This window comes from Nocardioides sp. PD653-B2 (assembly GCF_002117935.1).
GTDB lineage: Bacteria > Actinomycetota > Actinomycetes > Propionibacteriales > Nocardioidaceae > Nocardioides.
On sequence record NZ_BDJE01000064.1, the window covers coordinates 1 to 10,219 of the forward strand.

General features: G+C 72.1%; 13 protein-coding genes. 10 read left to right on the plus strand and 3 right to left on the minus strand.

Going from position 1 to position 10,219, the window contains the following annotated elements:
• Nucleotides 1-124 precede the first annotated feature (124 nt).
• The 5 genes from PD653B2_RS22815 to PD653B2_RS22835 are packed head-to-tail and all read left to right on the plus strand — an operon-like array spanning nt 125 to nt 4,782.
• Nucleotides 125-1,054, plus strand: coding sequence for an ABC transporter ATP-binding protein (locus PD653B2_RS22815; protein WP_085874723.1), 930 nt, complete (start codon nt 125-127; stop codon nt 1,052-1,054).
• The gene (locus PD653B2_RS22820) at nt 1,051-1,836 is read left to right on the plus strand and encodes an ABC transporter permease (RefSeq protein WP_085874724.1); all 786 of its coding nucleotides are present in this window, start codon (nt 1,051-1,053) and stop codon (nt 1,834-1,836) included. The genes PD653B2_RS22815 and PD653B2_RS22820 overlap by 4 nt, the downstream gene beginning before the upstream one ends.
• Before the next feature lie 14 nt (nt 1,837-1,850).
• The gene (locus PD653B2_RS22825; protein ID WP_207559518.1) at nt 1,851-2,966 is read left to right on the plus strand and encodes a sensor histidine kinase; all 1,116 of its coding nucleotides are present in this window, start codon (nt 1,851-1,853) and stop codon (nt 2,964-2,966) included.
• Complete coding sequence (locus PD653B2_RS22830) at nt 2,963-3,571, plus strand: response regulator transcription factor (RefSeq protein ID WP_085874725.1); 609 nt, start codon at nt 2,963-2,965, stop codon at nt 3,569-3,571. The genes PD653B2_RS22825 and PD653B2_RS22830 overlap by 4 nt, the downstream gene beginning before the upstream one ends.
• A 29-nt stretch (nt 3,572-3,600) precedes the next feature.
• Nucleotides 3,601-4,782, plus strand: coding sequence for a PQQ-dependent sugar dehydrogenase (locus PD653B2_RS22835; RefSeq protein ID WP_085874726.1), 1,182 nt, complete (start codon nt 3,601-3,603; stop codon nt 4,780-4,782).
• A 3-nt stretch (nt 4,783-4,785) separates the two neighbouring features.
• Here PD653B2_RS22835 and PD653B2_RS22840 read toward each other — a convergent pair whose 3' ends face one another.
• The gene (locus PD653B2_RS22840) at nt 4,786-5,073 is read right to left on the minus strand and encodes a hypothetical protein (RefSeq protein ID WP_133059094.1); all 288 of its coding nucleotides are present in this window, start codon (nt 5,071-5,073) and stop codon (nt 4,786-4,788) included.
• 6 nt (nt 5,074-5,079) lie between these two features.
• Nucleotides 5,080-5,262, minus strand: a complete 183-nt coding sequence (locus PD653B2_RS22845) for a hypothetical protein (protein WP_085874728.1) — start codon at nt 5,260-5,262, stop codon at nt 5,080-5,082.
• On the opposite strand from PD653B2_RS22845, the gene map reads away from it, so the two are divergent.
• The 5 genes from map (at nt 5,261) to PD653B2_RS22865 (ending at nt 9,585) form a co-directional block, all read left to right on the plus strand.
• Entirely contained in the window at nt 5,261-6,112 is an 852-nt protein-coding gene (gene map, locus PD653B2_RS22850) for a type I methionyl aminopeptidase (protein WP_089504056.1), read from the plus strand. The genes PD653B2_RS22845 and map overlap by 2 nt on opposite strands.
• A 51-nt stretch (nt 6,113-6,163) precedes the next feature.
• Nucleotides 6,164-7,159 (plus strand): circularly permuted type 2 ATP-grasp protein, encoded by a 996-nt coding sequence (locus tag PD653B2_RS25945; RefSeq protein WP_278247514.1) that lies wholly within the window; start codon nt 6,164-6,166, stop codon nt 7,157-7,159.
• Nucleotides 7,117-7,743: a circularly permuted type 2 ATP-grasp protein gene (locus PD653B2_RS25950; RefSeq protein ID WP_278247515.1), complete on the plus strand. Its 627-nt coding sequence runs from the start codon at nt 7,117-7,119 to the stop codon at nt 7,741-7,743. Before PD653B2_RS25945 ends, PD653B2_RS25950 begins: the two co-directional genes overlap by 43 nt.
• Nucleotides 7,737-8,666: an alpha-E domain-containing protein gene (locus tag PD653B2_RS22860; RefSeq protein ID WP_085874729.1), complete on the plus strand. Its 930-nt coding sequence runs from the start codon at nt 7,737-7,739 to the stop codon at nt 8,664-8,666. Before PD653B2_RS25950 ends, PD653B2_RS22860 begins: the two co-directional genes overlap by 7 nt.
• Before the next feature lie 76 nt (nt 8,667-8,742).
• A complete protein-coding gene (locus PD653B2_RS22865; protein WP_085874730.1) occupies nt 8,743-9,585 on the plus strand; it encodes a transglutaminase family protein in 843 nt (280 codons plus the stop codon).
• Here the strand turns inward: PD653B2_RS22865 and PD653B2_RS22870 are convergent.
• A complete protein-coding gene (locus PD653B2_RS22870; protein WP_085874731.1) occupies nt 9,569-9,985 on the minus strand; it encodes a tetratricopeptide repeat protein in 417 nt (138 codons plus the stop codon). The genes PD653B2_RS22865 and PD653B2_RS22870 overlap by 17 nt on opposite strands.
• Nucleotides 9,986-10,219: the final 234 nt, after the last annotated feature.

Here is a 10,219-nt window from a genome sequence, read left to right on the forward strand (position 1 = left end):
GGTGGTTGAGGTGCGAGGGCCCCCAGGCCCGAGCCTCGAAACCACCACCCTCCTGACATTTGTCACCCCCGGGACGTGATGGTCGTGTGGGGGACCGACGCCCGCCCGACACCAGACTCGAGGCATGACCTCGACCGACACCCTCACGACGGGTTCCTCCATCCCGACCGCGCACCCCGCGGTCCGGCTCTCGGGGGTGACCAAGGACTTCGGCTCCGTGCACGCCGTGCGCGGCATCGACCTGGAGATCCGGCCGGGCGAGATCGTCGCGTTCCTCGGCCCCAACGGCGCCGGCAAGACCACGACGATCGACATGATCCTGGGCCTGTCCCAGCCGACGAGCGGGACCGCCGCGGTCCTCGGCATCGACCCCCGCCAGGCGATCGCCCGCGGTCTCGTCTCGGCTGTCATGCAGACCGGTGGCCTCCTCAAGGACCTCACCGTCCGCGAGACCGTGCAGTACACCGCCAACCTCTTCGCCGACACCCGCCCCGTGGCCGAGGTGCTCGAGAACGCCGGCATCGCCGCGATCGCCGACCGCAAGGTCGCCATGTGCTCCGGCGGCGAGCAGCAGCGGCTCCGGTTCGCGATGGCGCTGCTCTCCGACCCCGCGCTGCTGCTCCTCGACGAGCCCACCACGGGCATGGACGTCGAGGGCCGGCGCGCCTTCTGGTCCGCGATCCGCGCGGACGCCGAGACGGGCCGCACGGTCCTCTTCGCGACGCACTACCTCGAGGAGGCGGACCAGTACGCCGACCGGATCGTCCTGATCAGCCACGGCCGGATCGTCGCCGACGGCACCGGCCCCCAGATCAAGGCCCTGACCTCCGGGCGCACGGTCCGCGCCACCCTGCCCGGCGCCGACACCGGCGTGCTCGCCGCGCTCGACGGCGTCACCGGCGTCGAGGTGCGCGGCGACGCCGTCCTCGTGCACACCAAGGACAGCGACGCGACCGCGCGCTTCCTGCTCACCCGGACCCCCGCCCGCGACCTCGAGATCACCTCCCACGGCCTCGAGGACGCGTTCATCAGCCTGACAGGAGACACCCGATGAGCGTCCATACCGTCGACCCCACCACGCGCCGGGTCCCGCCGTTCGGCGGCTTCAGCCTCACCGTGCTCGGCATCGAGCTGCGCCGGATGCTCCGCAACCGGCGCACCGTCGTCTTCACGCTGATCTTCCCGGCCGCCCTGTTCTTCGCGGTCACGGGCAGCGACAAGACCTGGGCCCAGCCCGTGGGCAGCGGCAACGAGGCGGCGTACATCCTCATCTCGATGGGGCTGTACGGCGCCGCCCTCACCGCCGCCGCGGGCGGCTCGTCGGTCGCCATGGAGCGCGCCCTCGGGTGGTCGCGCCAGCTGCGGCTCACGCCGCTCAACCCGGTCGTCTACATCCTGATGAAGGCCGTGGTCGCGCTGGTCATGGGGGCCCTCGCGATCGTGGTGGTCCACCTCTGCGGCCTCCTCCAGGGCCGTGCCGACATGCCGGTCGGTGTCTGGGTCTCCTCGGCCGTGGTCACCCTCTTCTGCACGTTCACCTTCGCCGCCCTCGGCGTCTTCACCGGCTTCGTCGTCCCCGGCGAGAACGCCATGCAGATCCTCGGCCCCGGCCTCGCCGTCCTCTCCTTCCTCGGCGGCGTCTTCTGGCCGCTCACCGAGGGCAGCGCGCTGTGGCACGTCGCCACGTTCACGCCCATGTACGGCGTCGCCGAGGTCGCCCGCTCCCCGCTGACCCACGAGCTCCCCTGGTACGCCGTCGTGAACGCGGTCGCCTGGCTGGTGATCCTCGTGGCCGGCGCCGCGTGGCGGATGAGCAAGGACACCGCACGGGTGTGACTAGCCTGATCGCTGTGAGCCAGGACGAGTGCGCGGCGCCGCCGACCGGGTCATCGGTCCGGATGGCGCGCCTCACGCCGCTCCTCTCCGGCATCTGGCTGTTCTTCCTGCTCGAGCCGATCGGTGAGGGGTGGCGCAACCGCGACCAGCTGAGCGGCATCCTCGGCATCGTCGTCACGATCGTCTTCGCCGCGGTCTACATGGCGCTCTGGCTCCGCAGCCGGGCCGACCGCCAGAAGCTGATGACCCAGCCGGGGACGCGTGCCGCCGTGCTCTACATCGGGTCGCTCGTCCTCCTCGGCGCGCTGATGACGCTCCTGCTCGGCGGTTACGGCCTGGCCAGCACGCCGTACATCGGGGTCGCCTGCGTGATGGTCTTCCCGTTCCGTGTCGCGGGTCCGGCGGTGCTCGGGCTGGTTGCGGCCGACCTCGTCCTGTTCGCGGTCAACGACTGGGGCAGCCCCACCGGCCTCGTGTTCGGTGTCGTCGCCGCGACGTTCGCCGTCTTCGGGCTGCGGATGGTGATGACCCGCAACATCGAGCTGCTCAGGGCCCAGCAGGAGAACGCCGGCCTCGCCGTCGAGAACGAGCGGACCCGCTTCGCCCGCGACCTGCACGACATCCTGGGCCACTCGCTGACCGTGATCACCGTGAAGGCCGAGCTCGCCCAGCGGATGCTCGACGTCGACCCCGAGCGCACCCGCGCCGAGCTGGCCGACCTCGAGCGGCTCAGCCGCGACGCGCTGGCCGACGTACGCCGGGCCGTCGCGGGCTACCGCGAGCTGACCCTGCCCGGTGAGCTCGCCCGGGCGCGCAACGCGCTGGCCGCGGCCGAGATCGACGCCCACCTGCCCCAGTCCGCCGACGAGGTGCCGACCGAGCTCCGCGAGCTCTTCGCCTGGACGGTCCGCGAGGGCGTCACCAACGTGATCCGCCACTCCGGCGCCCACCGCTGCGAGGTGCGGCTGACCGCGAGCAGCGCCGAGGTCGTCGACGACGGCCCCGGCCCCGGCGCGCCGGGCACCGGCTCCGGCCTCGCCGGGCTGCGCGAGCGGGCCTCCGCCGTCGGCGCGACCGTCGTCACCCGGCACCTCTCCCCCGGCTTCTCGCTCCAGGTCGTCCGCGGATGACGATCCGGCTGCTGCTCGCCGACGACCAGGCGCTGGTCCGCGGTGCGCTCTCCGCGCTCCTGGGCCTCGAGCCCGACCTGGAGGTGGTCGCCGAGGTCGGCTCCGGCGACGAGGTGCTGGCGGCCGTGCTCGCCCACCACCCCGACGTCGCACTGCTCGACGTGGAGATGCCCGGCATGGACGGCATCAGCGCCACCGCCGAGGTCCGTCGCGCCGCCCCCGACACGCGGGTGCTGATCGTGACGACCTTCGGCCGGCCCGGCTACCTGCGCCGCGCGCTCCAGGCGGGCGCGTCGGGCTTCGTCGTCAAGGACACGCCGGCCGCCCAGCTCGCCGACGCCGTACGACGGGTGCACGCCGGGCTGCGCGTCGTCGACCCGATGCTCGCCACCGACAGCCTGGTGGCCGGCGAGTCCCCGCTCACCGCCCGCGAGACCGAGGTCCTCCAGGCCGCCCGCGACGGCTCCTCGGTGGCCGCGATCGCCCGCAAGCTGTTCCTCTCCGACGGCACGGTCCGCAACCACCTGTCGTCCGCGATCGGCAAGACCGGGGCCACCAACCGGGCGGAGGCGGTGATCACCGCCGAGGGCAACGGGTGGTTGTGAGCCTGGTGCGATTGGCTACGGTCGAAGACATGCGCTCCCTCGTTCTCGGACTGGCCGCCACGCTCGGCCTCACGCTCACTGCCACGACGGCGCCCGCCGGCGCGTCCACGCTCGACGTCACCCACCAGGCTGGTGCACACCGGGCGAAGCCGAAGGTCCCCGCGCTGGCGGTGAAGAAGCTGGTCACCGGGCTCGACCACCCGTGGGACGTCCGGCCGATCGGCGACGGCCGGCTGATCTTCACCCAGCGCGACCGCGCGACCGTCTCCATCTGGGACCACGGCGACGTCCGCACGGTCGGCAACTTCCCCACCGCCTCGGTGTGGGTGTCCGGCGAGACCGGGCTGATGGGCCTCGAGACCGACCCGGAGTTCGCCACCAACCACCGCTTCTACACCTGCCAGGGTGGCACCACGGACGGTGGCGGCCACGAGGTCAAGGTGATGGCGTGGAAGCTGAACGACGCGCTGACGTCGATCACCGGGGGCAAGAAGCTGGTCGGCGGCTTCCCCACCAGCAGCGGGCGGCACGGCGGCTGCCGGCTCCTCGCGCTCGACGACGGCTCGCTGTACGTCGGCACCGGTGACGCCGCCCAGGGCACCAACCCCGAGAACAAGAAGTCACTCGGCGGCAAGACGCTCCGTCTCGACGCCAAGACCGGCAAGCCGTGGCCGAAGAACCCGTTCATCAAGTCCGGCAACGCGCACAAGCGCTACGTGCAGACCTACGGCCACCGCAACGTCCAGGGCCTCGCCCTCCGCAAGGGCGGCGGCGTCTACTCGGTCGAGCAGGGCACCTACCGCGACGACGAGGTGAACATCCTCCGCAACGGTGGCGACTACGGCTACAACCCGGTCCCGGGCTACAACGAGAGCGTCCCGATGACGGACCAGTCCCTGCCCGGCAAGCAGATCAGCGCGGTCTGGCGCTCGGGCGACCCGACCATCGCTACGTCGGGCGGCGGCTTCATCTACGGCAAGCGCTGGGGCGCCTACAACGGCAACCTGGTCGTCGGCGCGCTCGCCGGCCAGCGCGCGGTCTTCCTGAAGATCACCGACGCCGCGAAGCTCGCGAAGGTGCGGGCACCGGCGGCACTGCGGCAGTTCGGCCGGATCCGCACCATCGTCGACGGGCCCGGCTCGGTCATCTACGTGACCACCGACAACGGCGGCGGCAACGACTACATCCTGGCGGTGCGCCCGAAGAGGTGACGGTCAGGCCGTCCAGCCGAACGCGGCCGCGCCGCCGATGATCGCGGCGAACCAGAACACCGCGGAGAACACGGCCACCGCCGGCACCCAGCGCGGGTGCGGCGTCCACCAGGCGCAGGCCACGAGCAGCAGGGCCGCCCAGACGACGAGCAGCACGACCACCGCCCACCAGGGCGCGACCAGGCCGCTCGCGGCGTACAGGAAGAACGTGGCGGCCATGCCGACCATGCCGACGAACGGCCACGGTGAGACGCCCGGCCGTCCTCGGGGGCGCCGGCCGGGTTTGGTCATCCGGCCCTAGTCTTCCGGGTCGTTCCAGTGGGGGTCGTTGTCCCACTCCTCGTTGCGCTGCTCGGCCTTGTCGAGGGCGTTCGCAGCCTCCTCCCGGGTGCCGAAGGGGCCGAGCCGGTCGATCGGCGGGCACATGTCCTCGCCCTGCTCCACCGCGTGGTGCTTCACGCAGAACCAGAAGTCACTCATGCGCCGAAACTACACTCGTGGCGTGACTTCCCAGCTCCGCGACGTGCCGTTGTCGATCCCGCGCCCGGAGTACGTCGGCAAGGCCGCCCCGGCGCGCTACACCGGTCCGGAGGTCAAGGACGCCGACACCATCGCGCGGATGCGCGTCGCGGGCCGGCTGGCGGCGCAGGCGCGGGACCTCGTCGGCAGCCACGTCGAGCCCGGGGTCACCACCGACGAGCTCGACCGGATCGGCCACGAGTTCCTCTGCGACCACGGCGCCTACCCGTCGACGCTGGGCTACCGCGGCTTCCCCAGGTCGCTCTGCTCGAGCGTCAACGAGGTCGTCTGCCACGGCATCCCCGGCCACCAGGTCGTCGAGGACGGCGACATCGTCAACATCGACATCACGGCGTACCTGGACGGCGTGCACGGCGACACCAACGCGACGTTCCTCGCCGGGGACGTCGACGAGGAGTCCCGGCTGCTGGTGGAGCGCACGAGGGAAGCGCTCGACCGCGGGATCAAGGCCGTGCGGCCCGGCCGCCGGATCAACGTGATCGGCCGCGTCATCGAGGCGTACGCCGCCCGGTTCGGCTACGGCGTGGTCCGTGAGTTCACCGGCCACGGGATCGGGACCGCCTTCCACAGCGGGCTGATCGTGCCCCACTACGACGACCCGGCCCACGACGACCTGATCGAGGTCGGCATGACGTTCACGATCGAGCCGATGCTCAACCTGGGCACCCACGAGTGGGACATGGGGGACGACGGCTGGACCGTCGTGACCAAGGACCGCCGCCGCAGCGCGCAGTTCGAGCACACGCTGCTGGTGACCCCGACGGGCGCCGAGGTCCTGACCACCTCCTGAGCAGTGGCCGACGCAACGTTCGCGTAACAAGCGGATGGGTAAGGTCCGGCCATGACGGCCATGTTCGAGGACTACTCCGGCGCCGATGGCCCGGCGTACGACGAGATGTTCGACGTCGACGGGCTGCGCGCGCCGTACGAACGGCTGCGGTCCTCCCTGCACCACCTGACGGTGCCCGACGTCGCCGGCCGCGTCGAGGCGCTGCAGGCGAGCTACCTCGACCAGGGCGTGACCTTCGACATCGGGGGCGAGGAGCGGGCCTTCCCGCTCGACATCCTGCCGCGGGTGATCGAGATGGACACCTGGTCCACGATCGAGCGCGGGGTCCAGCAGCGGGTGAGGACGCTGGAGGCCTTCCTGGCCGACGTCTACGACGCCGGGCAGGTCTTCGCCGACGGCGTCATCCCGCGCCGGGTGATCGCCATGTCCTCCCACTACCACCGCCAGGCCGCGGGCGTCCGGCCGCCGAACGGCGTCCGCGTCCACGTCTCCGGCATCGACCTGATCCGCGACAACCACGGCGAGTTCCGGGTGCTCGAGGACAACGTGCGGGTGCCGTCGGGCGTGTCGTACGTGATGACCAACCGGCGGGCGATCTCGGCCGCGCTGCCGGAGCCCTTCGCCGAGCACCGGATCCGCCCGGTCGCGGGCTATCCCCAACGGCTGCTCGCCGCCCTCCGGGCCGCGGCGCCCGCCGGCGTCGCCGACCCGACGGTCGTCGTCCTGACGCCCGGCGTCTACAACGGTGCCTACTTCGAGCACGCGCTGCTCGCCCGCACGATGGGCGTCGAGCTGGTCGAGGGCCGCGACCTCGAGTGCCGGCGCGGCCGGGTGATGATGCGGACCACGCAGGGCCTCGAGCAGGTGCACGTGATCTACCGGCGCGTGGACGACGAGTTCCTCGACCCGGTGCACTTCCGGGCCGACTCGATGCTCGGCTGCCCCGGTCTGATCGACGCGTCCCGGGCCGGCAACGTAACCCCGCCAACGCGGTCGGCAACGGGGTGGCCGACGACAAGCTCGTCTACACCTACCTGCCCGACCTGATCCGCTACTACCTCCACGAGGAGCCGGTGCTCAAGAACGTCGACACCTGGCGCCTCGGTGACGCCGATGCCCGCGAGGAGGTCCTGGACCGGCTCGACGAGCTGGTGCTGAAGCCGGTCGACGGCTCGGGCGGCAAGGGCATCGTGATCGGCCCCCGCGCCACGAATGCCGAGCTCGACGAGCTCCGGGTCAAGGTGCTCGAGGACCCGCGCTCCTGGATCGCCCAGCCCGTCGTCCAGCTCTCGACCGTCCCGACGTTCGTGGACGGCAGCTTCGGGCCGCGCCACGTCGACCTGCGGCCGTTCGCGGTCAACGACGGCCACCGCGTCTGGGTGCTGCCGGGTGGTCTCACGCGGGTCGCCCTCGCCGCGGGCGAGCTGATCGTGAACTCCTCGCGCGGCGGCGGGTCCAAGGACACCTGGGTGCTCGCCGGGCCCGGTGCGCTCCCCCGTCATCTCGACGAGCAGCCGGCGCCGGTCGCCACGACCCCCCAGAGCGCCGGCCCGGCTCTCACCGACCTGGGCGGCAGCCAGGAGCAGCAACATCAGCAACAACAGGGCCGAGCGGAGGTCGAGCCGTGCTGAGCCGGATCGCGGAGTCGATGTTCTGGATCGGGCGCTACGTGGAGCGCGCCGAGGACACCGCACGGATCCTCGACGTCCAGACCCAGGTGATCCTCGAGGAGAGCAGCGCGGAGGCCGAGGCGACCTGCCGCACGCTCCTCTCGATCATGGGCGTCGAGGAGATGCCCGAGCGGGCCGACCTGTCGCTGGTCCTGACCCAGCTCGCCTACGACCCGGGCTCACCCGTCTCGATCGCCTCCGCCCTCGGGGCGGCCCGCGAGAGCGCGCGCCGGGCCCGCGAGACACTGTCGGTGCCGATGTGGGAGGCCATCAACACGACGTACCGCGCCATCCCGTCCGGCCACTTCCGGTCGATGCGCCCGCCGGCGATCTTCCAGTGGGTGCGCGAGCGCGCGGCGCTGGTCAACGGCACCGCGGACGCGACCATGACCCGCGACGAGGGCTGGCACTTCCTGATGCTGGGCCGCTGCATCGAGCGCGCCGACATGACCTCGCGCCTGGTCGCGACGGCGTCGGTGACGCCAGGCACCGGCGCGCCCTGGACGAACACGCTGCGCGCGTGCGGCGCCTACGAAGCCTTCCTGCGCACCTACAAGGGCCTCGAGACGGAGCGCGGCGCCGCCGAGTTCCTGCTGCTCGACCGGCTCTTCCCGCGCTCGGTGGTGTTCTCGCTCAACCGGGCCGAGCAGTGCGTCGACAACCTCGAGGCGTCCGGGCTGCGCGCCGGCTTCCAGAACGACGCGCAGCGGCTGCTCGGCCGCACCCGCGCCGAGCTGGAGTACCGCTCGCTCAGCGACGTGATGGCCGACCTCCCGACCGAGATGGAGCGGCTCCAGCGCACCTGTGCGCTGGCCACCGAGGCGGTCGCGCGGCGCTACTTCGCCGGCGCCGAGGCGCTGACCTGGCAGGGGGTGCTCCAGTGAGCGAGCGCAGCGAGCGAACCATCCGACACAGCGCATCCGGAGCGTCGTGCGCGCACGGAGCGAAGCGAGTACGCGCATGAGCATGCAGCTTAGGGTCGTGCACGCGACGACGTTCGAGTACGACGGCAAGGCGGTCGCGTCGTACAACCAGGCGCGCCTGACGCCCCAGACCACCCCCGGCCAGATCGTGTCGCACAGCCGGGTCGAGGTCTCGCCGGCGCCGTTCACCTACGAGTACCGCGACTACTTCGGCACCGCCGTCACCGCCTTCGAGGTGCTCGACCCGCACGACGCGATGACGGTCACGGGCACCTCGACGGTGCACACGAGCCGCTCGCCCGCGGCGCCGCCCACGATCGGCTGGGACGACCTCGCGGCCCCCGAGGTCTCGGACACGTGGACCGAGTACCTCGTCGTCAACTCGCTCGTCGCACCGCCGGCCGACCTGGCTGCGCGCTTCGACACGCTGCGCGACGCGGCCCTGCCCGGCGAGGCGGCCCGCGCGGTCTGCGCGCTCGTGCACGCCGAGGTCGAGTACCGGACCGGCTCGACCGACGTGCACACCCAGGCCGCGGACGCGTGGCAGCAGCGCGCCGGCGTCTGCCAGGACATCGCGCACCTCGCGGTCGGCGGGCTGCGCAGCCTCGGCATCCCCGCCCGCTACGTCTCGGGCTACTTCCACCCGCAGGCGCAGCCGGTCGTGGGCGAGACCGTGCCCGGTGAGTCGCACGCATGGGTCGAGTGGTGGGACGACGGCTGGCACGCGTTCGACCCGACGAACGACACCGAGCCGGGTGACCGCTACGTCGTCCTCGCCGCCGGTCGTGACTACGGCGACGTGAAGCCGCTGAGCGGCATCTACTCCGGCGCCGCGACGTCGTCCATGGCGGTCGACGTCACCATCACTCGTCTGGCGTGAGCAGCTGCTCCACGCGGAGGGCGGCGAGCCCGTGGTCGGGGTCGCCGGACATCACCGCGGCCAGTCGCAGGTGCGGGAGCGCCTCGGCGAAGCGCGACTGGCGCTCGAGGCAGCGGCCGAGCGCGTGCCGCGACCAGTCGTCGACGGGGTTCTCCTCGACCAGGCGCTCGAGCTCGGTCTCGGCGCGACCCAGCCGCGCCTGCAGCAGGTAGGCCCAGGCACGCAGCGTGCGCAGCGCCGTGTTGTCGGGGTCCTCGGTCAACGCGGGCTCGATGAGGTCGAGCGCCTCCTTCGGGGCGCGACGCGCGAGCAGGTCGAACGCGGTGCGGTACGCCGACTCCGGCGCGTGCTGGCCGGGGAAGACGACGGGCGGGGCGGTGAGGTCGAGGTCGTCGTTCACGCCATCACAACAGCCGCTCCGGGTGCGGGATTCCCGACCGGTCACCTCTGCAGGACCGCCGGAACCCCCCCCCCGCTGGTTGAGGAAGGCGCGCAGCGCCTGTCTCGAAACCCCCCGGTGGTTGAGGAAGGCGCGCAGCGCCTGTCTCGCCGGTGGTTGAGGAAGGCGCGCAGCGCCTGTCTCGAAACCCCCGCAGCCGACCCGCCTCCTGGCTTGGCTTGCGGTCCGCTTGGC

What these genes read in the sequence shown, in the direction of transcription:
- PD653B2_RS22820 (WP_085874724.1), top strand. Translation starts at nt 1,051, where the DNA reads ATGAGCGTCCATACCGTCGACCCCACCACGCGCCGGGTCCCGCCGTTC.
- PD653B2_RS22865 (WP_085874730.1), top strand. Translation starts at nt 8,743, where the DNA reads ATGAGCATGCAGCTTAGGGTCGTGCACGCGACGACGTTCGAGTACGAC.
- PD653B2_RS22835 (WP_085874726.1), top strand. Translation starts at nt 3,601, where the DNA reads ATGCGCTCCCTCGTTCTCGGACTGGCCGCCACGCTCGGCCTCACGCTC.
- PD653B2_RS22830 (WP_085874725.1), top strand. Translation starts at nt 2,963, where the DNA reads ATGACGATCCGGCTGCTGCTCGCCGACGACCAGGCGCTGGTCCGCGGT.
- PD653B2_RS22845 (WP_085874728.1), bottom strand. Translation starts at nt 5,262, where the DNA reads ATGAGTGACTTCTGGTTCTGCGTGAAGCACCACGCGGTGGAGCAGGGC.
- PD653B2_RS25945 (WP_278247514.1), top strand. Translation starts at nt 6,164, where the DNA reads ATGACGGCCATGTTCGAGGACTACTCCGGCGCCGATGGCCCGGCGTAC.
- PD653B2_RS22840 (WP_133059094.1), bottom strand. Translation starts at nt 5,073, where the DNA reads ATGACCAAACCCGGCCGGCGCCCCCGAGGACGGCCGGGCGTCTCACCG.
- map (WP_089504056.1), top strand. Translation starts at nt 5,261, where the DNA reads ATGCGCCGAAACTACACTCGTGGCGTGACTTCCCAGCTCCGCGACGTG.
- PD653B2_RS22815 (WP_085874723.1), top strand. Translation starts at nt 125, where the DNA reads ATGACCTCGACCGACACCCTCACGACGGGTTCCTCCATCCCGACCGCG.